The sequence below is a fragment of the uncultured Algibacter sp. genome (genome assembly GCF_947495925.1).
Taxonomy (GTDB): Bacteria; Bacteroidota; Bacteroidia; order Flavobacteriales; family Flavobacteriaceae; genus Algibacter_E.
On sequence record NZ_CANMAU010000005.1, the window covers coordinates 124959 to 147321 of the forward strand.

A 22363-nucleotide genomic window follows, 5' to 3' on the forward strand; every position below is an offset into this window, starting at 1 on the left:
GTGAATAAGAAAAAAGATATTAGCAGGTATGGTCTTTGCATATGCTTAAAGATATTACTCTAAAGTAATAAAAAACTACTCTTTTACCACAATAACCGTAGCTTTTACTCCAGTGGCTAGATTCCATCTGTTGTGTGTAACCACCATGCCTTTATCGTCAATTACTTTAAATTCAGCCGTATTGGGGCCAGACTCCCCTTGATTTAATGCTAGAAAATCTATTTTATTAAAACCTGGTTTTAAGTTTAAGGTAAACCCTTTAAAACCTCCTGTTAAAAAAACTCTAGGATATATAATGTCATCATTAACTTTTACCTGAATAATATCACCATCTGTATAACCATGGTCTCTATAAACTACATTGACTGTTTTAGATTTACTTTTAAAATCACCAAAATATTGATCAGTAGTGCTACCATTTCGCAACTCCATTTCTTTTTTACTTAATCTAATATTGTCAAGAGACTTGTTAATTTTATCAATATAAAGTTCTCCGGGGTTCCCAAATTCCTCTTCAGGAAACATAGATATTTCTTTCTTGTCAAATTCTAAATCAACTAAAGGTTTCGGGATATTTATACCAAAACTACTATTTGTATTCGTTTTCGGTTTTGGTAACTCTGGTTTAATATCTGGTGTTTCTTTTGGAGCTTCAGTGGCAGGAACACTAAAAGATTTATTCTTGCTGTCAATTTGGGCTACAGCAGAAACTGAAAATAAAATTAGTAAAACAACTAATATAGGTCTCATGAGTCTTATATACTTAATTTAACCAAGTGCTAAATATACCACAAAGATATTTCTTTCTTCGAAATACATGCATTTGGTGTAGATATTTTAGTATGGGTTTAACAATAACTATTCCTTAATAGTTATTATCCATCTTTTTTTTAATCATCCCCTAGTTTTTTAATATGCGAAATGTTAAAATATGTTAAATCATTACTTTGTTATGCATAGTACTGTAACAAAATAATAATTGGCTCGTCTATCTAATATAACAATCAAAAAACAACAGTTATTTACTAATCAATTAAAACTTTAAAATTATGAGAACTTTAAACAACAATCAATTATCAAACACATTAAAAGGAACTAAGACCAACCAATGGAATACTAAAAGACGCTACAGATAACTAGCATTTAAAAATCAAATACAAATAATCATCAATCAAAATCAAACATCATGAGAACTTTAAACAACAATCAATTATCAAATACATTAAAAGGAACTAAGACCAACCAATGGAATACTAAAAGACGCTACAGATAACTAGCACTTAAAAACCAAGTACAAATAATCATCAATCAAAATCAAACATCATGAGAACTTTAAACAACAATCAATTATCAAACACATTAAAAGGAACTAAGACTAACCAATGGAACACAAAAAGACGTTACAGATAGGTAACGTCTTTTAAAGCAAAAAACTTTCATCAATCATATACTGAGTCCGTTTCGGTATCAATAAAATCAATCAAAATGAAAACCATCATTAAAATATCAAGACATCTAAATCTCGTGACTCATGAGAATTTATTAACACCTAAACGCATAATAGATTTTCGTTTTTCAAATTCAGGTCTTTGGAAAGGCACCAAGCGTTACGCACATTAATAAGATATTCATAAAGTTATGGTATTGTTTTTGTGTTTGAAACCACATTAACATTAAACTATAATTTTATGAGACATTCAAAATTAATCCCAGAAGTCAATGCCGGCTCTATGGCCGACATTGCATTTTTATTACTTATTTTCTTTTTAGTTACCGCTACTATTTCTTCTGATGAAGGCCTAAATAGGTTGTTACCTAGACCATGCCCTACTGGAACAGATTGCAGTACTGACGTAAACGAACGTAACATTTTAAGAGTCGTTATAAATGGTAACGACGAAATCATGATAGAAAATGAAATTGTTTCTATTGAAGATCTTAAGGAAAGAACTAAAACATTTCTTGACAATAATGGAGATGGGAGTTGTGGCTATTGCAATGGAGACAAAAACAATATTTCTTCTGATAACCCAAAGGAGGCTATTGTATCATTACAAAACAGCAAACAAACAACATATAAAACCTTTATTGCTGTTCAAAATGAACTGACTAAAGCGTATTATGAATTACGGCAAGCTTATAGCTTGAATAAAATTGGAAAAGTGGTTGATAAATTAACCGAAACGGAAATGAAACAAGTAAAAAATGCTTATCCGTTTATTCTATCAGAAGCTGAAACGAAATAAAAATATTTTTGAGCTATTCAGACGGCAATTTGGATAGCTCAATTATTGTCTTTTTTGAGGGTGCCATATTCAATACAAACCCGCCTTCTACCCCATTGCGTTGCAGCATCAATATCAATACCCATATAAATATCAATACGTTTTGTCCATTTAGAATGCATTTTATCTTTAACTAAATAAATCCCTTCAAAACCTTCAATTTTAACTGGTGTATTATGTTTTAATCCCATCCTCAATAAATCTCTGGAAACTGCTATATACTTTAAACCTGGTTTCAAACTATCTCCAAAAGCAGTAATTTCAGGATTAGAATTGGTTTGATTAACTAATGAATTATAAGCCGTGGCTGTAACGTTCAAAGAATCCCAAATAAACTGGTCTTCATATTTTTTTTCCAAGTTACAGCTGAAACACTGAAACAGAAAAACACATATAAATATTTTTGGAACAAATACTTTCATTAAATCTTAAAACATAATTATTAAAACCTAGTAGGATAAAAGAGATTTTAAGGCTATTTCAAATCTTTGAATTGGCAAATACTGTTCTTCCAATTGTTTTGCAAAAGGTATGGGTGTTTCCATACTAGCAACTCGTTTTATTGGCGCATCTAAATACTCAAAACAATGCTCTGCCACAAGTGCTGATATATCGCTAGAAATACTTCCAAAAAGAGAGTCTTCTTGCAAAATAATTAGTTTTCCTGTTTTTTTAACCGAATCATATACGGTCTGAATGTCCAAAGGCTGAAGTGTTCTTAAATCAATAAGTTCCGCTGATATATGTGGGTTCTCATTTAAAGTCTCAAGAGCCCAATGCACTCCTGCTCCAAAACTCACAATAGTAATGGACTCACCATATTTAACAATAGAAGCCTTTCCTAGTGGTAATGTATAGTAATCTAAAGGGACATTCTGACGAATACTTCTGTATAGTCCTTTATGTTCAAAAAATAATACCGGATTAGGGTCATGTATTGAAGTAGCCAACAAACCTTTAGCATCATAAGGAAACGCCGGATAAACAACTTTCAATCCTGGAGTTTTTGTAAACCAAGCTTCGTTTGTTTGAGAATGAAACGGGCCTGCTGCCACTCCGCCCCCACATGGCATTCTTATAACCACATCTGCATTTTGTCCCCATCTGTAGTGTGATTTAGCCAAATAATTTACGACTGGATTAAATCCAGAGGATACAAAATCGGCAAATTGCATCTCAACAATACTTTTTATACCAGCTATCGATAGCCCCATGGCGGTCTCAATAATTGCAGATTCACAAATAGGAGTGTTTCTTATACGTTCCTTTCCAAACAACTCTACAAAGCCTTCAGTTATTTTAAAAACTCCTCCGTATTCTGCAACATCTTGCCCCATAATAACAAGGTCTTTATGAATCTCCATACTTTGTTTCAACCCATCAGATATGGCATCCACTAAACGAATTTCTTGAGTAATTTCAAGGTGATTAACTTGCTGACATGAGTAACTTTGAAACACATCACCTAACTCTATAGTTTTATCTGGTATTATACTTTTTTCATTAAAAGCAGCGTCTAAATGTGTATTTATTTCACTAGAAATATCATCAGTAATTTTTTGGATTTTAGTTTTAGTCAGAACTTCAGTCTTTAGCAAAAAAGTTTCGTAATTTGATATAGGGTCCTTTTCACGCCAAGCGTCTAGTAGCTCTTTCGGAACATACTTCGTGCCACTTGCTTCCTCATGCCCTCGCATTCTAAAAGTTTTGAATTCTAATAATACTGGTCTAGGGTTTTGACGTATGCTTTGAGCTATTTCATCTACCTTGCAATAAACTTCAATAATATTATTTCCATCAATAATGTGAGATTCCATACCATAGCCCAGACCTCTATCGGCAATATCTTTACAATTATATTGTTCATTTGTAGGGGTCGAAAGCCCGTAACCATTATTTTCAATGCAAAAGAGTACCGGCAGTTGCCAAACCGAAGCTACATTTAGAGCTTCATGAAAATCACCTTCACTTGTTCCGCCTTCCCCAGAAAAAACTGTAGTAACTTGGTTAGTTTGCTTTAATTTCGATGCTAAAGCAATACCATCAGCAACGCCCAGTTGAGGCCCTAAATGAGAAATCATTCCTACAATTCTATGCTCTTTTGAACCAAAATGAAACGATCGATCACGCCCATTGGTAAAACCTGATGCTTTACCTTGCCATTGTCCAAATAATCTTTTCAAAGGGATTCCCCTTGTTGTAAAAACACCTAAATTCCTATGCATAGGTAAGATATACTCATCTTTGTTCAAGGCCATAGTAATCCCAACGGAAATCGCTTCTTGACCAATACCAGAAAACCATTTACTTATTTTCCCTTGTCTCAATAAAATAAGCATCTTCTCCTCTACCATTCTTGGTTTGATCATGTTTTTATACAAATCAATAAGGATATTATTCTCAAGGTTATTAATTAAATAGTTCATTAAATTCAGCGAAGTTTAATTTTAAAAAATTAAATAATTTGTCCAATCAAATATACCATAATTAAGGAATATGCTAGGCAACTATTAAGCCTTTGATAGCTCAATAAAATTTAATGCTTTTTGTACATTTGTAATACTCAATATTAAAGTAAAACCCAATGAATAGAATTCCAAGTGTTAATTTAAATGATTTCACATCTGATGATATCGTAAAAAAACAAAAGTTTGTTGCTGCCATTGGGAAGGCCTATGAAGAAATTGGGTTTGTGGCTCTTAAAGGTCATTTTTTGGATAGTAGGTTGGTTAATGATTTATATAAAGAAATCAAAAACTTTTTTGATTTGCCTTTGGAGATTAAACAAAAATATGAGATAGAAGGTATTGGTGGACAACGAGGCTATGTATCTTTTGGTAAGGAAAGTGCTAAAGGAAAAAAAGAAGGTGATTTAAAAGAGTTTTGGCACTTTGGACAGTATGTTGAAAACGACGATATTCTAAAAAAGGAATATCATGAAAATGTTATGGTTAAAGAGCTTCCTAATTTTAATAAAACAGGAGAGCAAGCCTATAAAATGCTAGAGAAAACGGCAAAATATGTACTTCGTGCCTTGGCTTTACATTTAGAGCTAGATGAAACGTATTTTGATGAATACATAAAAAATGGAAATTCTATTTTGCGTCCTATCCATTATCCGCCGATTACAGAAGAACCTAAAGAAGCTGTAAGAGCTGCTGCCCATGGTGATATTAATTTAATTACCTTGTTAATGGGAGCGCAAGGCAAAGGATTACAAGTTCAAAACCATATTGGCCAATGGATTGATGCCATAGCAGAACCAGATGAGTTGATGATTAATGTGGGCGATATGTTATCCAGACACACTAACAATAAATTAAAGTCTACCATACATCGCGTCGTTAATCCTCCAAAAGAATTCTGGGGGAAATCACGTTATTCCATTCCTTTTTTTATGCATCCCATTAGCGCTATGAAACTTGATGTTTTAACAAGTTGTGTTGATGAAGAACACCCTAAACAATTTAATAATATTACAGCAGGTGAATTTTTAAATGAACGTTTAATTGAATTAGGTTTGATAAAAAAATAGAATGGATTTACAAGATCAACTCAAGAATTTATTTCCAGAGCATAAACCAGAAGTTTCGGATACTAATGATATGGAAAACTCAGGAATTTGGATGCAGGAAGACCCCATAATTTGCAAATACGAAAAGCGAAAAGGCAAACCAATCACTATTTTGGAAGGATACAATGGAGCTAATGAAGATTTTAAAGCTCTGGCTAAAGCGATTAAAACAAAACTAAGTGTTGGTGGTAGTTTTAAAGATGACAAAATCATTATACAAGGTGATTACAGAGATAAAATCATGCAAATGCTAAAAGATAAAGGGTTTAATGTAAAGCGCGTAGGCGGATAAAATAGATATGAGCAAAGAACCCTTACACATTACCAATGGTGGCATACTTACATCATATTTAAACGAATTAGAAATTGCAGGAGAAAAATTAACATGGCAAGAAATTTTATGCGAAGGCCCTACTCAGCATGTGATTCACACAGATGAATTTATTGCGCTTCGAAGTGATTTCTTAAGTACATGCTATAACGTTGAACTGGATTTAAATAAAGTTGAATTTGCATTAGGACAACTTAGTAATCTTGAGCGCTACTCTGAAATAATACTTTGGTTTGAATACGATTTATTTTGCCACATAAACTTACTAGCCGTTATAAACCTACTACAACAAAAAAAAATAGATTTACCCCTATATTTAGTTTGTAGTGGCCGAATTTCAGGAGTTAGTGCGTTAAAAGGGTTATCAGAATTAAATGCAGCTCAATTGTTTAAACATTATAAAGATAAGGTAAGACTAAATCAAGATGATATTGATTTAGCATCTACATTATGGGGTATTTATTGCGGAAAGGATCATAATCTATTAAAGCCATTTATCGTTCAAAGCTCTTCTTTTAAATATTTAAGCAATTGTTTAAAAGCTCATTTAGAACGTTTTCCAGATTCAAAAAGTGGACTGAATGTTTTAGAAACAAACATTTTATCTTTAATTAAAGAAAATAACATAAAATCGAGAAATCATTTATTAGGATATGCTTTAAATTATCAAGGGTATTATGGCTTTGGCGACATGCAGCTAAATAGAATTATTGACAAGTTAAGTTACTTTTTTAATGAAGAAGAGGGCAAAATATCATTAAACAGAAAAGGATTCGAAGCTTTACTAAAGCAGTATAATTTTTCAAAAGAAATGAACGATGGCATGACCTATGGCGGTGTAAATGTCGCAGACTTTCATTTTGACAAAAAGCAAAACAAACTGATTAAAATAGTATCACATGCCAATTAAAGAGTCAGAGCTTATTTTAAATCCTGATGGTAGTATTTATCATTTAAATCTTAAGCCAGAAAATATCTCTGACACCATCATTTTTGTTGGTGATCAAGATCGTGTTTCAAAAGTTTCTAAATATTTTGACTCCATTGAATTTGAAACTCAAAAACGGGAATTTAAAACGCATACTGGATTCTATAAAGGTAAACGAATATCAGTAATTTCAACAGGGATAGGACCTGACAATATTGATATTGTTCTCAACGAACTTGACGCTTTAGTCAATATTGATTTTAAAACCAGGCAAATTAAAACACATTTAACAACCTTAAATATTGTTAGAATTGGAACGTCTGGGGCGTTGCAAACTGAAATACCCGTAGATGCTTTTGTATTAAGTACACACGGTTTGGATATAAATGGCATGCTCCACTCCTATGAAATTACAAGTATTAATAATTCTGATATTGAAAATGCTTTTATTAAGCAAACAAATTGGAGCTCAAATAAAGCAAATCCCATTATTATAAATGGTAGCGAAGTGTTAGAAAAGAAATTAGAGAGTAGTATAACTCATAAAGGATTAACAGCTACATCTGGAGGGTTTTATGGTCCACAGGGGCGGGTGTTACGACTTGCTTTACAAGACCCAAACCTTAATTCAAAAATGGATACTTTTAATTATAAAGATATGAGTATTTCTAATTTTGAAATGGAAACTTCAGCTATTTACGGTTTAGCAAAACTATTAGGTCATGAGGCCTTATCTCTAAATGCCATAATTGCCAATAGAGCGAACGGTACTTTTAGTAAAAACCCAGCAAAAGTTATTGATGATTTAATCAGATTTACACTTAATAAACTCACAGAATAAATTTAGCGGATTAATGAAGAAAGTAAACATAGGTGGTGTGCCTGAGCACTTTAATTTAGCCTGGTATTTAACACTGAAAGAAGGAGAATTCAAAGAAGAGAATATAAACCTGAGATGGCACGATTACCCGGGAGGCACAGGCGCCATGTGTAAAGGTTTAAGAAATGGAGATATTGATATTGCGGTTATTTTAACTGAAGGTATTATAAAAGATATAATTGATGGTAACCCCAGTAAAATTGTGCAAACTTTTGTACAAACTCCACTTATTTGGGGTGTCCATGTAGCTCAAAATTCATCTTATAAAACTATAGAGGATTTGAAAGGAATGAAAGCAGCCATAAGTAGATATGGTTCTGGTTCTCATTTAATGGCTTATATTCATGCACAAAACAATAATTGGAATCTAGAAAAAGATTTAGATTTTGAAGTTATAAAAGATTTAAATGGTGCAATTAAAGGTTTAACCGAGGGAGATGCCGATTATTTCCTTTGGGAAAAATTTACCACAAAACCTTTGGTAGATAATGGCGTTTTTAGACGAATTGATAATTGCCCTTCACCTTGGCCTTGTTTTGTTATAGCTGTTAGCGAAGATTTTATAAAATCAAATAAGAAAGAACTGAAAACTATTCTTAACATTATAAATAGCACTACTAAAGAATTTAAGGATATCCCCAGTATAGATAAAACCATAGCAAATAGATATGAGCAGGAATTAAGTGATGTACAGGAATGGTTGAGTATTACAGAATGGTCTCAAGATTTAATAGATGAAGATACAGTCATGCATGTGCAGAATGAATTGTTTAAACTAAATATCATTCCTGAAGTTGTAAGTTACAAAAGGTTAACCCTTAATCTATAAACTTTCCAATGTTAATAATTTATCAAAGTCAATAGAAAAAATATACAATTGTTTATTTTTGACTCAATTTAAAACTAAATAATGAAAAAAGTATTAATATTCGCTTCGGCGATTGTGTTTTTAGCATGTAAAAAGGACATTCAGCCGGATTACGCCATTATATCTGGAAAAATAACAAATAAGCCAGTAGGCGCTGTTACAATAAACAGCCTCAATAGGTCTTTTTCTGAAAGTATCGAATTTACTGAAGACGGTTCTTTTAGTGATACACTTGCCTTGGATAATAAGTCGTACGTTTTATATGATGGACAAAACCCTATTTTTATTAGACTTGAAGCTGGCGATAAATTAAATATAAATTATGATGCCAGCGATTTTGAAAACACACTCTCTATTACAGGAGTAGGATCTGAAGTGTCAAACTATATTATGGCGCGAAAAAAAACAGAGCGTAGAATGTTTGGTAACGCTAATGAAACATATACTCTTAATGAAAGTGATTTTAAATCCAAGTTTACAAAAATAAAAGACACCCTGTTTGGATTATTAAATAACACTAGTGGACTTTCAAAAGAATTTGTTAAGAATGAAAAGAGAAACATTCGCTATTTTTATTTAAAAAGCTTAATGGACTATGAAGGGGCTCATAGGTATTTTACTAAAAATGAATCCTTCCAAACCTCTGATGACTTTTTAAAAGAGTTTGTGGCATTTGATTATTCAAATGAAGAAGATTATGTGTTCTCTGACAACTACAAACGAATAGTTTCAAATCATTTTGTAGAAGAATCAAGAAAATTAGCTGAAAAAGATTCTTTAACAAACGACCTAGCTTTTGTGAAAATAACAAGCACTAATAAAAGTGAGGTTATTAAAAATGATTTGCTGTTTGAATTTGCAAACTTCAATATGAGCTACTCTAGTGATATTAAAGTTTTTTACGACACTTTTATGGCAAACTCGACCAATCAAGATAACAATGAAATCATAACAGAAAAATATAAGAAACTTACTGCTCTTGCGAAGGGTAACGTATCACCTAAGTTTGAAAACTATGAAAACTACAAAGGTGGAACCACATCCTTAGTTGATTTAAAGGGGAAATATGTATACGTAGATGTATGGGCAACTTGGTGTGGACCTTGTATAAGAGAGATTCCTGCACTAAAAGAAATTGAAAAGCAATACCATGGTAAGAATATAGAGTTTGTAAGTGTTTCAATTGACAAACTTACCGACCATGATAAATGGACAGCTATGGTTGCCGATAAAGCATTAAGCGGTACGCAATTAATGGCTGATAACGACTGGAACTCAAATTTTGTAAAAGAATATCAAATTCAAGGTATTCCTAGGTTTATTTTGATTGATCCTGAAGGTAAGATTGTAGACCATAATGCCCCAAGACCATCAGACCCAACATTAGAAGCTTTATTTCAAGAAGAGAATATTTAAAATTGAAGCCGCTATCTGCGGCTTTTTTTTATCCTTCCTGTTTTTGTTTTTCTTCATTCACTGGCGGCGGGTCAGGTTGTTTAAATAAATCTAGAAAGGCAGCCCCTAAGTACTCAATAACATGACTTGCTATCAAACTCTGATAACCACAATCCTCTACCGCAATATCAGCAGATTTGCCATGTAAATAGACCCCAAATATAGCCGCCACAAGTGGATTATAACCTTGGGCAATTAAACCTGTAATAATTCCTGTTAGTACATCGCCACTTCCTGCGGTAGCTAAGCCAGGATTTCCCGTAGTATTTATATAAAGTTTGCCATCAAAAACAGTTGTAGAATGAGCGCCTTTAATAACAATAATTATATTATGCTTTTTTGAAAGCGCCTTTACTTTCTCAAGTTTTTCAAAATCATTTTCCCAGACTCCAATTAAGCGTTCTAATTCTTTGGGGTGTGGTGTTAAAATGGTCTGCTCCGGGAGTAGTTTTAATAAGTTTTTATCTTTAGATAAAATATTGATTCCATCTGCATCTACAACCAATGGCGTTTTATTGCTTTTCAAAAAGGATTTAAAGACACTTACGGTTTTAGTATGAGTCCCAAGTCCAACTCCAATGCTAATTACAGTTGGTTTAATATCAAAGCTTATAGACCTTATTAAGTCGTCATCTTCACTGGTAATAACCATTGCCTCAGGAAATGATGCTTGTAAAGGAATATATCCGCACTTTGGAACATATGCTGAAACCAATCCAGATCCAACCGATAACGCCCCTTTGCTCGCCAAAGTCACGGCACCAATTTTCCCATAGCTTCCTCCAATTATTAATACATGTCCGTTATCGCCTTTATGTGAAAATTTATCTCTAGGAACGTAATTAGGGAGTATTTCATGTTTACCAATTAGTTCAGTGCTCGTTTGTGTGGAAGATAAAAACTCAGGATCTAAACCAATATCTAAAACGTCCCATTGCACTGTATATTTTGCGGTCTCAGGTAAAAAGAAAACCAGCTTTGGCGAGGCAAAACTCAAAGTAAACCCTGCCCAAACTACAGCATTTTCATCAATAACAGCCTTATCAGTATAAAGTCCGGAAGGCACATCAATAGACAAGGTAAAAGCTTTACTATTCCTAAAATGTATGAATAGGTTTTTCACCCAATCATCAATAGGTCTGTTCAACCCTATCCCAAAAACGCCATCTACAATAATATCTTCAGGCTGTATCTCAGGAAAATCATCGGCACAATTAAGTAGTTCTGGCCATTTTTTAGTTACATTTTTAATTCTATCATAGTTGATTAAAAAATCTTTTGAACGCTTATCACTGCAATTAATAATATAAGTATGTACATTATAACCATGAGTTATTAAATGCCTAGCTAAAACCAATCCGTCCCCGCCATTATTTCCAATTCCTGAAAATACATGAATAGGTACTTGAGCACCCTGCATACGTAAATGCATCCAATTAAAAATTCCAATACCCGCACGTTCCATCAAATCGGTAGAAGAAATATCTTGTCGTTCAGTAGTCAACTTATCACCGCTATATATTTGGTCTTTTGAGAATATTTTCATTATTAAAGTCTGTTATTGATTTTTCAGTTCTTATTGTAGTTTCTCATTTTTTTTCTATGAAACACCAGTCAATATAAGAATACCATAAAAAAAATGATTTTGTTTTTTTATAGAGTTAAATGTAATACTTTTGATGCGTATTATATAACGATAATGAATCATTTCAACCAAAATATAAAGCAATCAATTCCTTTTTCTACAAAAGGAACAGCTGCTATTTTTGGTACAACTACAAACATCACAACCCTTTGGGGTTGCTAGTTATATATTCTTCAGGCTATATTTGTGATTTTAATAATCACAACATTTCAAGTATTATTTTTAATTATTCAAGACATTAAAACATGAAAGTTTTAAAATTTGGTGGAACATCAGTTGGTTCTTCAAAAAACATAAATAACGTTATTAGTATTTTAGAAAACTATGGGGAAAATGATTCTGTAGTTTGCGTAGTTTCTGCCGTTGGTGGCATTACTGACAAATTGCTTTTGGCCGGCAAACAAGCTTTAAATAAAGATCATAATTTTTTAGAAACTTATGAAGAGATTGTTGAAAGACATTTTGATATTATAAAAGAGCTTAACCCTAATGAAAATGAAACTGTTTTGGATTACGTTCAAGACAAGTTAAACGGCTTAAAAAGTTTGCTTGAAGGTATATATTTAATTAACGAATTATCTCCCAAAACTTCAGATAAATTAGTGAGTTATGGTGAGTTGCTATCCTCTTTCATTATTGCTGAGACTATGAAAAACAGAGCGCTTTCTGCAGATAGAAAGAACTCTCAGGAATTAGTTATTACTAATTCGAATTTCTCAAAAGCAGAGGTAGATTATAGCATTACAAACCAAAATATTAGAGATTACTTTAAATCTGCTAAGGAAAACATCACTATTCTGCCTGGGTTTATTTCAAAATCTAGAATTGGGGAAATTACTACCCTAGGGCGTGGAGGTTCTGACTTTACCGCTGCTATTGTAGCTGCAGCCTTAAACGTTGATCAATTAGAAATCTGGACAGATGTTAGCGGTATGTTTACTACCAACCCAAAACTTGTAAAACAGGCTTACCCTATTGATAAAATTTCATATCAAGAAGCTATGGAATTATCGCATTTTGGAGCCAAAGTATTGTACCCGCCAACAGTCCAGCCTGTATTGAGTTTGGATATTCCAATTCATATAAAAAACACGTTAGAACCTGAGGCCGTTGGCACAATCATTTCAAATGACGAAACTAATTCTACTGCTCCAGTAAAAGGAATAAGTAATATTAGTAATGTTGCCTTGTTAACTTTAGAAGGAAGCGGAATGGTTGGTATTCCTGGGTTTTCAAAGCGTTTGTTTGAAACCTTATCTCAGGAAAAAATTAATATAATCATGATTACCCAAGCATCTTCAGAACACTCGATTTGCTTGGCTATAGAAGAAAAAGATGCCGAAAATGCCAAAATTGCTATCGATGCCATTTTTGAAAACGAGATTGCATTAGATAAAATTGAACCTATAATAATTGAAACAGGATTATCAATTATCGCTTTGGTTGGTGATAACATGAAAAATCATCAAGGAATTAGTGGTAAAATGTTTAGTAGCTTAGGCAAAAACAATATTAATATTAGAGCTATTGCTCAAGGCGCATCAGAAAAAAACATTACAGCTGTAATTGCAGAAAAGGATGTAAAGAAAGCTTTGAATATATTGCATGAGCAGTTTTTTGAAGCTCAAAATAAACAAATTAATGTATTTATAACAGGTGTTGGTAATGTTGGTGAACGCTTGGTTGAGCAAATAAAGCAACAAAAGAAATACCTAAAAGACAACTTAAAAATCAAATTACGTGTTATTGGATTGTCAAATTCAAGACGTATGATATTGGATGAAAACGGGTTGAGTTTAAAAAACTGGAAAGCTGATATAGCTAATGGTGAAGAAGCTAGCTTACAAGGCTTTTTTGAAAACGTAAAAGCTTTAAACCTACGCAATAGTATTTTTGTTGATGTAACTGCTAACAAAGATATTTCAGATTTATATGCTCAATATTTAAGAGAAAGCATAGCTATTGTAGCTTGCAATAAAATTGCATGCTCAAGTGATTTTGAAAACTATAAATTACTAAAACGCTTGTCGTTAAAATACAATGCGCCGTTTTTGTTTGAAACAAATGTTGGAGCAGGTTTGCCTATAATTGATACCCTAAATAACTTGGTGGCTTCTGGCGATAAGGTTAATTCTATTCAGGCGGTTTTATCGGGTAGTTTAAACTTTGTTTTTAATAATTTCAATGATTCAACAAAATTTTATGACATTGTAAAACAAGCTGGTGCTGAAGGATATACTGAGCCAGATCCAAGAATAGATTTAAGTGGAGTTGATGTGGCTAGGAAAATCTTGATTTTAGCCAGAGAAAGTGGCGTTGAAATGAATTTGGAGGATATCGAGAATAGTTCTTTCCTTTCGGAAGCTGGACTTAAAAGCGATTCTGTAGATGATTTCTATAAAACATTAATTGCAGATGAGGCCCATTATCAGGCTTTATTTGCTTCCGCGAAAGCGAATAATTGCCAGCTAAAATATGTGGCAAAATTTGATAACGGAAAGGCAAGTGTTGGTTTACAAGAAATTCCAGAAGGGCATCCATTTTATAATTTAGAGGGAAGCGATAATATTGTCATGTTTTATACAGAGCGTTATCCAGAACAACCTATGATTATTAAAGGAGCTGGAGCTGGAGCAGATGTAACGGCTTCTGGATTGTTTGCAGATATTATTAGATTAGGAAACGATTAATTATGGAACTACATAATCAAAGTGATATTTCTTGTAGCAGTGCGGCCGAAAATTATTTAATTGAAAAAATGAACGAAATAAAAATATTCTCTCCTGCTACCGTAGCCAATGTTGCCTGTGGGTTTGATGTTTTGGGCTTTTGTCTGGATAGTGTTGGAGATGATATGGTAATACGGAAAACCGATAAGAAGGGGATTCACATTACGCGTATTGAAGGTTTTAATTTACCATACGAGGCTGAATTAAATGTAGCAGGTGTTTCAGCTTTGGCCATGTACGATGCTATTGATGTTGACTTTGGTTTCGAAATTGAAATTTATAAAAACATTAAACCTGGGAGTGGAATTGGGAGTAGCGCCGCTAGTGCCGTGGGTAGTGTTTTTGGAATGAATGAATTACTAAATAGGCCTTTCAGCAAAACGCAACTCACTGAATTTGCCATTAAAGGCGAAGCCTTAGCAAGTAAATGTGAGCATGCCGATAATTTGGCTCCTGCCCTATTTGGTGGGTTTACATTGGTAAAAAGTATTTCGCCGTTACGAATTTTAGAAATACCTTCTCCTGATGATTTGTACGCAACTATTATTCATCCTCAGATAGAAATTAAAACTTCAGAATCAAGAGCCATTCTTCCAAAAGAAGTGCCTTTGTCTGAAGCCATAGAGCAATGGGCAAATTTAGGAAGCTTAGTACACGCTTTGCATACTAGTGATTATGATTTAATTAGCAACTCTTTAACTGATGTTATTGTAGAACCTCACAGAGGTAAATTAATCCCTGAATTTAATGCTGTTAAAACTGCTGCTTTAAAGGCTGGCGCATTGGGTGCTGGAATTTCTGGTTCTGGACCTTCAATATTTTCACTCAGTAAAAGTTCTGAAACGGCTATTAAAGTAAAAGATGCGATGGAAAGTATATATTCTAAAACAGGAATTGCTTTTGAAATACATGTCTCAAAAATAAACACCAATGGTGTTAAAATTATTAATTAAAATGAACTATTATAGTTTAAATAAACAAGCTCCAAATACAACTTTTAAAAATGCTGTAATAAAAGGGCTTGCGCCAGATAAAGGCTTATATTTCCCTGAAAGTATAACACCTTTACCAAAATCTTTCTTCGACAATATTGATAATTTATCATATTCAGAAATAGCTTTTGAAGCAATAAAACAATTTGTATCTCCTGAGATTCCAGAAGAAATATTAAAAACTATCGTTGAGGAAACCTTATGCTTTGATTTTCCTGTGGTAAAATTAAGTGATAACATTTCTACTCTAGAATTGTTTCATGGACCAACCATGGCGTTTAAAGATGTTGGAGCTCGTTTTATGGCACGTTGTTTAGGCTATTTTAATAAAAATAATAGCGAAGAGGTAACGGTTTTAGTTGCAACCTCGGGTGATACTGGAGGAGCTGTTGCCAATGGTTTTTTAGGTGTTAAAGGTGTAAATGTGGTTATTCTATACCCCAGTGGTAAGGTTAGCGACATTCAAGAAAAACAATTAACTACCTTAGGTCAAAATATTAAAGCACTTGAGGTTAATGGTACGTTTGACGATTGTCAAGCCATGGTTAAAACAGCTTTTCTGGATGAAAGTTTAACAAGTAAAATGCAATTAACTTCTGCAAACTCAATAAATGTAGCACGTTGGTTACCTCAATTGTTCTACTTTATGTTTACTTACAAACAGTTACATAAGGAACACGACGATATTGTTTTTTCAGTACCTAGCGGAAATTTTGGTAACGTTTGTGCTGGTATGATGGCGCAACAATTAGGCTTACCAATTAAACATTTTGTAGCTTCAAACAATGTAAACAATGTGGTGACTAGGTATTTAGTTTCTCAATTATACGAGCCAAAGCCATCTATCCAAACTGTATCAAATGCTATGGATGTGGGTGCGCCAAGTAACTTTATTCGAATCCAAGAAATTTATAAAAATAACTTTAAGGAGTTAAAAAATAACGTATCATCATATAGTTTTACAGACGAAGAAACTAAAGCGGCTATGTTAGAGATTTATAAACAATATGACTATGTGGCCGATCCACATGGTGCTGTTGGTTATTTAGGAAGTAAAGCTTACTTAAAAGAAAACCCAAAAGTACACTGTGTATTCTTAGAGACCGCGCATCCTACCAAATTTTTAGATGTGGTTAAAGAAGTTATTAAAGAAGAGCAACCGTTACCTGAACAAATTCAGTCCGTTATGGGTAGAGAAAAAGAAGCTATATCTATTTCAACGTATGAAGATCTTAAAAGCTATTTATTGCAATCTTAATTCAGGTATTTAGTTTATGATTTAAATCATTTTTTCATGGCTTAGCTAGTCTTAAGTTTACGTTTTTCAAAAACTAAACTTTATCATGGCTAAATCAATATTCGGGTCATATTTTTTAATTTACTTTTTTGTTTTACCTCTTATTTCCTCGGGTCAAGATTCTAAAAAGTTGAATTTTAATGCCGATTTTCGGTTTAGAATAGAAGAAGATTGGAACTCAATAAAGCCTGATGGTACTTACAGAGAAGATAGAACCAGACTTAGATATAGATTAAGAGCAGGTTTTGATTATCAATATAACGAATGGGCTTCTTTTGGAGCCAGATTGCGAACAGGATTTGCCAATAAGCAACAAGACCCGCAATTAACTTTAGGTGATGGTTTTGGAGAATTTAATACGCTTCCTATTGGGTTGGAAAAGTTATACTTTAAAGCAGAAGATAAAAGTTATGCCTTATGGCTAGGAAAAAACACATTTCCTTTTTATAAACAGCATGAGTTGTTTTGGAGTGATAATGTGTATCCAGAAGGTGTGTTTTTCAAAAAGAAATTTCGATTAAATCCTCAACGTCATGAGAGGCTAGATATTAGTGCAGGGCATTTTATTATAAGAACCAGTGGCATGAGTCTAGATCAAGATAGTTATTTTCAAGGCTTACAAGTACATTCCAAACTATTCAACAAAGAGTTCGACCTTTTCGGCTCACTATATTTGTTTCGAAATATGCCTAATATTCCAGATGGTGGCGATACATTTCTTTTTAACTATTCCATTTTCAATCTTGGAGCATCCTATGCCCTATTAACATCGGAACCTCTTTTTCTGGAGTTAGATTACTATTATAATTTTGAAGATTACAATAGTAACACAAATATTGATAAAGCCTTTAAAAATCAGAAACATGGCTTTATTTCTGGGATAGGATATGGAAAATTAAACAATAGAGGTGATTGGAAATTTAAAGCTACTTACACCTATTTAGAACGCTATGCTGCTGTTGATTTTTTAGCTCAAAATGACTGGGCAAGATGGGATTATTCTTCATTTGACTCTCCCGACGGACGTCTAACAAATATGCAAGGCATTGAGTTAGTAGCAAGTTATGGAATACAAAAAAACATGAAACTTACTTTAAAGTATTACAAAGTTGAGCAATTGATCCCATTCGGAATTACCAAAGAAAATGGAGATCGTATACGATTAGATTTAGATATTAGATTTTAATTTTTTCTTAACCTCAGTACAATTACTGTTAAGCTTTTCCTCACTAAAAGCTATATCTATATTTTTTCAATACATTTGTTTTCATTAAAATTTAAAGTGAATTTATAAATGAAAAACACAGCCTTATCATCAACTCATGAAACACTTGGTGCCAAAATGGTTCCTTTTGCCGGATACAATATGCCTGTACAATATGAAGGTGTAAATATTGAACATGAAACCGTTAGATGTGCTGTGGGTGTTTTTGATGTATCTCATATGGGCGAGTTTTTAATTGAGGGTGAACATGCTCTCGATTTAATTCAGAAGGTTTCCAGTAATGATGCTTCCAAATTAACGATTGGAAAAGCCCAATACTCATGCTTACCTAATGATGATGGAGGTATTGTTGATGATTTAATAATTTATAAAATTAAAGAAAACACCTATTTACTGGTAGTTAATGCCAGTAATATTGAAAAGGATTGGAATTGGATACAATCTAAAAATGACATAGGTGCTAATATACGAAATTTAAGTGAAGACTATTCTTTATTAGCTGTTCAAGGCCCGAAAGCCATTGAGGCTATGCAAAGTCTTAGTAGTCATGATTTATCGGCTATTAAGTTTTATAATTTTGTAGTTGGTGATTTTGCGGAAATAGACCATGTTATTATTTCTGCAACCGGTTATACGGGTAGTGGAGGATTTGAAATTTACTGCAAAAATTCTGAAGTCAAACAAATTTGGGATAAGGTTTTAGAAGCTGGAGCAGATTACGGTATAAAGCCTATTGGATTAGCAGCACGTGATACTTTGCGCTTAGAAATGGGTTACTGTCTTTACGGAAATGATATAAATGATAATACCTCTCCTATTGAAGCTGGATTAGGCTGGATAACAAAATTCACAAAAGAGTTTACGAATTCTGAAGCGCTAAAACAAGAAAAAGAGCGCGGACCGAAACGAAAACTTATTGCCTTTGAATTAGAAGATCGTGGTATCCCGCGTCATGATTATGCTATTGTTGATGGTAACGGAAATAAAATTGGAATCGTAACTTCGGGCACCATGTCTCCTTCTCTGGGAAAAGGGATTGGATTAGGTTATGTACCAGTTGTTTTTGCCGACTTAGGTAGCAAAATACATATTCAAATTAGAAAAAAGGCTATTTCTGCCACGGTTGTTAAACTGCCATTTTACAAAAGCTAAAATGCAAGATTACAAAGCTATATTGGGCGATATTCATCGTGATTTATCATCTAAAACTAACAAAGGGCAAGTAGCAACTTATATTCCTGAATTAGCACACATTGATAAAAATAAATTTGGTATTCATCTTAAAACCATAGACGGATTTGAATTTGGAATTGGAGATTGCTATACTTCATTCTCCATTCAAAGTATTTCAAAAGTACTAGCACTTTCTAAGGCAATAGCTTTAATTGGTGAAACCGTTTGGCAACGCGTTGGTGTTGAACCTTCAGGGCACCCTTTTAATCAATTGGCTTTACTTGAAGTTGAAAAAGGGATTCCCAGAAACCCATTTATCAATTCTGGTGCTATCGTAATTGCCGATATTTTACTTTCATATTTAAAGAATCCTAAAGATGATTTCTTGCGTTATATAAGAGATTTAGCCAATGATGATAGCATTGGTTTTAATGAAGATGTAGCGTTATCAGAAAAAATAACTGGATTTAAAAATTATGCAGCCGCTAATCTTTTAAAGTCATTTAATAATCTAGAAAATGCCGTTGAAGATGTATTAGACTTTTATTTTTATCAATGTTCTATTGAAATGACTTGTAGTCAATTAAACCATACTTTTTTCTTTTTAGCCAATAAAGGAAACTGTTTACTTAATAAATCTAGACTAACAAAAACACAAGCTAAACGCATTAATGCCCTTATGCTCTCGTGTGGATTTTACGACGAAGCTGGCGAATTTGCATTTGAAGTAGGATTGCCAGGCAAAAGTGGTGTTGGCGGTGGCATTGTGGCTTTGTTACCAAATCATTTTGTAATTACTACTTGGGCTCCCGGTTTAAATCCCAAAGGTAATTCTTTATTAGGCATGCAATCACTTGAACAATTTACAACCAAAACAAAGCTATCTATTTTTTAAAAGGTCTTTTGATGTTTGATATATGCTAAAGAGAGAAGACAAACATAGAATATTAATTATTGGTGCCAGTGGTTATTTAGGCGGATCCATTTACAAAGAACTTTGCGCCTATTTTAAGACCTTTGGAACTTATAGTACAGCTAACAATGCTTTAGAAAAAAATAATCACTTTTTTCAGTATAACATTGAAGAAGATGATATTTACGAGATTTTAGAAATTGTTAAGCCTACCATTATTATTTCTGCCATACGTGGGGACTTTTCCAAACAAGTATTAATGCATCAGCATCTTACCGAATATGTGTTTTCGAACAAAATAAAGCTCCTTTTCTTATCTTCAGCCAACGTGTTTGATGCTTACAGTAAATATCCGAGTTACGAGCAAGACAAAACATATAGTAATAGTATTTATGGGCATTTCAAAATTAAAATTGAGAACATGCTATTACGCTTACCTAAAAAGCAAGTGGCCATATTAAGACTTCCTATGGTGTTTGGTCCGCAATCGCCAAGGGTTCTTGAAATAATAGAATTGAATAAAGACAAAGCGCCTATAGAAATATTTCCAAATTTGATAATGAATGTTACGACCGATTCAAAGGTAACACAGCAAATTCATTATATCATTAATCGAAATAAATCGGGTATATTTCACCTTGGAAGTGAAGATTTGGTTCATCATGATGATTTTACTAAAGAAATAATTTCGACTTTAGAATTTAAAAACCCGACACATTATAAACGCGTATATACTACAAATGATGACCGGTATTTAGCCGTTTTACCAAAGTTTAACAAACTTCCAAAACATTTACAATTAAATAGTCAGGACATATTAACAGAATTAAAAATATAGTTGATTTTAAAAGCACAATTTCCTAAATTGGGAACAATTATATTTTACAGTATTATGAGTAAACTATCTTTAGAAGATATAGAAAAAAAGCTATTACGATACCCAGATTGGGATTATTTTGAAAACGCCATACATGCCGAATTTGAGTTTGAGAATTTTAAAGATTGTTTTAGCGCAATGAGCCGTATTGCTTTCGAGTGCGAAGCTTTAAATCATCATCCAAATTGGTCAAACGTTTATAATGTTTTAAGCATTTCATTATCAACCCACGATGTTGGTGGGGTAACCAATAAAGATTTTAAATTGGCTGCTGCGATCGAGCATATTGTAGAACCTGAGGAATAATTTGTAATTACCTCATAGGTTTTTAACTTTGTGAGCCTAAAATTAATGATAGCTTTCGCTTTAGCGGAATAGAAGAAAAAATAAAGTTCTGGTTTATGCTAGGACAATAAATAAAACAATTTAAATTATGGGAAGAGCTTTTGAATTTAGAAAAGCAAGAAAAATGAAACGTTGGTCTGCCATGAGTAAAGCCTTTACACGGATAGGTAAAGATATTGTTATGGCTGTAAAAGAAGGTGGGCCAGATCCAGACAGTAATTCCCGTTTAAGGGCGGTTATACAAAATGCTAAGGCTGTAAACATGCCAAAGGATAATGTGGAGCGTGCTATAAAAAAGGCTAGCGAAAAAGGTCAAGGCGATTATAAAGAAGTGATTTTTGAGGGTTATGCCCCTCATGGTATCGCTATTTTAGTAGAAACAGCAACTGATAACAATACCCGTACTGTGGCTAATGTTAGAAGCTATTTTAATAAATGTGATGGAAGCCTTGGAACCTCAGGTTCTGTTGTTTTTATGTTCGATCATACTTGTAATTTTAGAATTAATAGTGAAGGACTAGATCCTGAAGAAATAGAATTAGAATTTATTGATTTTGGAGCTGAAGAAGTTTTTGCAGATGACGATGGTATATTAATTTATGCGCCTTTTGAAAGCTTTGGAGCCATTCAAGCTGAATTAGAAAACAGAGAAATTGAAATTTTGTCTTCTGGGTTTGAGCGTATTCCTCAAGTTACCAAGCCATTATCAGGTGATGCGGTTGCAGACGTTGAGAAGCTTTTAGAAAAACTTGAAGAAGATGATGACGTGCAGAATGTTTATCACACAATGGAAGAAACAACAGAGTAATAAAAAAATATAAGAGAGCCTAAATAGCTCTCTTTTTT

General features: G+C 33.1%; 21 protein-coding genes. 17 read left to right on the forward strand and 4 right to left on the reverse strand.

Features of this window, described 5'->3' with window-relative positions:
- Positions 1–75 precede the first annotated feature (75 nt).
- A complete protein-coding gene (locus Q0857_RS11700) occupies positions 76–750 on the reverse strand; it encodes a hypothetical protein (protein WP_298535412.1) in 675 nt (224 codons plus the stop codon).
- A 735-nt stretch (positions 751–1485) separates the two neighbouring features.
- On the opposite strand from Q0857_RS11700, the gene Q0857_RS11705 reads away from it, so the two are divergent.
- Positions 1486–1620, forward strand: a complete 135-nt coding sequence (locus tag Q0857_RS11705; protein WP_298535415.1) for a hypothetical protein — start codon at positions 1486–1488, stop codon at positions 1618–1620.
- Between the two features lie 68 nt (positions 1621–1688).
- Positions 1689–2246: a biopolymer transporter ExbD gene (locus Q0857_RS11710; RefSeq protein WP_298535418.1), complete on the forward strand. Its 558-nt coding sequence runs from the start codon at positions 1689–1691 to the stop codon at positions 2244–2246.
- A 38-nt stretch (positions 2247–2284) separates the two neighbouring features.
- Here Q0857_RS11710 and Q0857_RS11715 read toward each other — a convergent pair whose 3' ends face one another.
- Both Q0857_RS11715 and Q0857_RS11720 read right to left on the reverse strand, forming a co-directional pair.
- Entirely contained in the window at positions 2285–2644 is a 360-nt protein-coding gene (locus tag Q0857_RS11715; protein ID WP_298535421.1) for a hypothetical protein, read from the reverse strand.
- A 90-nt stretch (positions 2645–2734) separates the two neighbouring features.
- The gene (locus Q0857_RS11720) at positions 2735–4711 is read right to left on the reverse strand and encodes a dehydrogenase E1 component subunit alpha/beta (protein ID WP_298535423.1); all 1977 of its coding nucleotides are present in this window, start codon (positions 4709–4711) and stop codon (positions 2735–2737) included.
- A 158-nt stretch (positions 4712–4869) separates the two neighbouring features.
- On the opposite strand from Q0857_RS11720, the gene Q0857_RS11725 reads away from it, so the two are divergent.
- From Q0857_RS11725 to Q0857_RS11750, 6 genes are all read left to right on the forward strand, one after another.
- Positions 4870–5820 (forward strand): 2-oxoglutarate and iron-dependent oxygenase domain-containing protein, encoded by a 951-nt coding sequence (locus Q0857_RS11725; RefSeq protein WP_298535426.1) that lies wholly within the window; start codon positions 4870–4872, stop codon positions 5818–5820.
- Position 5821: 1 nt separating this feature from the next.
- Positions 5822–6151 (forward strand): translation initiation factor, encoded by a 330-nt coding sequence (locus Q0857_RS11730; protein ID WP_298535429.1) that lies wholly within the window; start codon positions 5822–5824, stop codon positions 6149–6151.
- Positions 6152–6158: 7 nt separating this feature from the next.
- A complete protein-coding gene (locus Q0857_RS11735) occupies positions 6159–7100 on the forward strand; it encodes a DUF1835 domain-containing protein (RefSeq protein WP_298535432.1) in 942 nt (313 codons plus the stop codon).
- Positions 7090–7959 carry a nucleoside phosphorylase gene (locus Q0857_RS11740; RefSeq protein WP_298535434.1) on the forward strand — a complete coding sequence of 290 codons (870 nt, stop codon included), beginning with the start codon at positions 7090–7092 and terminating at the stop codon, positions 7957–7959. The genes Q0857_RS11735 and Q0857_RS11740 overlap by 11 nt, the downstream gene beginning before the upstream one ends.
- 13 nt (positions 7960–7972) lie before the next feature.
- A complete protein-coding gene (locus Q0857_RS11745) occupies positions 7973–8827 on the forward strand; it encodes a substrate-binding domain-containing protein (protein WP_298535436.1) in 855 nt (284 codons plus the stop codon).
- Positions 8828–8908: 81 nt separating this feature from the next.
- Positions 8909–10282 (forward strand): thioredoxin-like domain-containing protein, encoded by a 1374-nt coding sequence (locus Q0857_RS11750; RefSeq protein WP_298535439.1) that lies wholly within the window; start codon positions 8909–8911, stop codon positions 10280–10282.
- 28 nt (positions 10283–10310) lie between these two features.
- Here the strand turns inward: Q0857_RS11750 and Q0857_RS11755 are convergent, their stop codons facing one another.
- Positions 10311–11867, reverse strand: coding sequence for an NAD(P)H-hydrate dehydratase (locus tag Q0857_RS11755; RefSeq protein WP_298535443.1), 1557 nt, complete (start codon positions 11865–11867; stop codon positions 10311–10313).
- A 344-nt stretch (positions 11868–12211) separates the two neighbouring features.
- On the opposite strand from Q0857_RS11755, the gene thrA reads away from it, so the two are divergent.
- The 9 genes from thrA to Q0857_RS11800 all read left to right on the forward strand — a co-directional run bounded on the left by thrA (position 12212) and on the right by Q0857_RS11800 (position 22325).
- A complete protein-coding gene (gene thrA / locus Q0857_RS11760; RefSeq protein WP_298535446.1) occupies positions 12212–14656 on the forward strand; it encodes a bifunctional aspartate kinase/homoserine dehydrogenase I in 2445 nt (814 codons plus the stop codon).
- Between the two features lie 68 nt (positions 14657–14724).
- Positions 14725–15648 (forward strand): homoserine kinase, encoded by a 924-nt coding sequence (locus Q0857_RS11765; protein WP_298535929.1) that lies wholly within the window; start codon positions 14725–14727, stop codon positions 15646–15648.
- A 1-nt stretch (position 15649) separates the two neighbouring features.
- Entirely contained in the window at positions 15650–16945 is a 1296-nt protein-coding gene (gene thrC / locus Q0857_RS11770; protein ID WP_298535448.1) for a threonine synthase, read from the forward strand.
- 85 nt (positions 16946–17030) lie between these two features.
- Entirely contained in the window at positions 17031–18170 is a 1140-nt protein-coding gene (locus Q0857_RS11775) for a putative porin (RefSeq protein WP_298535452.1), read from the forward strand.
- A 108-nt stretch (positions 18171–18278) separates the two neighbouring features.
- Positions 18279–19361: a glycine cleavage system aminomethyltransferase GcvT gene (gcvT, locus tag Q0857_RS11780; RefSeq protein ID WP_298535454.1), complete on the forward strand. Its 1083-nt coding sequence runs from the start codon at positions 18279–18281 to the stop codon at positions 19359–19361.
- Position 19362: 1 nt separating this feature from the next.
- Positions 19363–20277, forward strand: coding sequence for a glutaminase (locus Q0857_RS11785; protein WP_298535457.1), 915 nt, complete (start codon positions 19363–19365; stop codon positions 20275–20277).
- Between the two features lie 22 nt (positions 20278–20299).
- The gene (locus tag Q0857_RS11790) at positions 20300–21133 is read left to right on the forward strand and encodes a sugar nucleotide-binding protein (RefSeq protein WP_298535459.1); all 834 of its coding nucleotides are present in this window, start codon (positions 20300–20302) and stop codon (positions 21131–21133) included.
- A 54-nt stretch (positions 21134–21187) separates the two neighbouring features.
- Positions 21188–21478, forward strand: a complete 291-nt coding sequence (locus Q0857_RS11795) for a 4a-hydroxytetrahydrobiopterin dehydratase (protein ID WP_298535462.1) — start codon at positions 21188–21190, stop codon at positions 21476–21478.
- A gap of 127 nt (positions 21479–21605) precedes the next feature.
- Positions 21606–22325 (forward strand): YebC/PmpR family DNA-binding transcriptional regulator, encoded by a 720-nt coding sequence (locus tag Q0857_RS11800; protein ID WP_298535465.1) that lies wholly within the window; start codon positions 21606–21608, stop codon positions 22323–22325.
- The last annotated feature ends 38 nt before the right edge of the window (positions 22326–22363 follow it).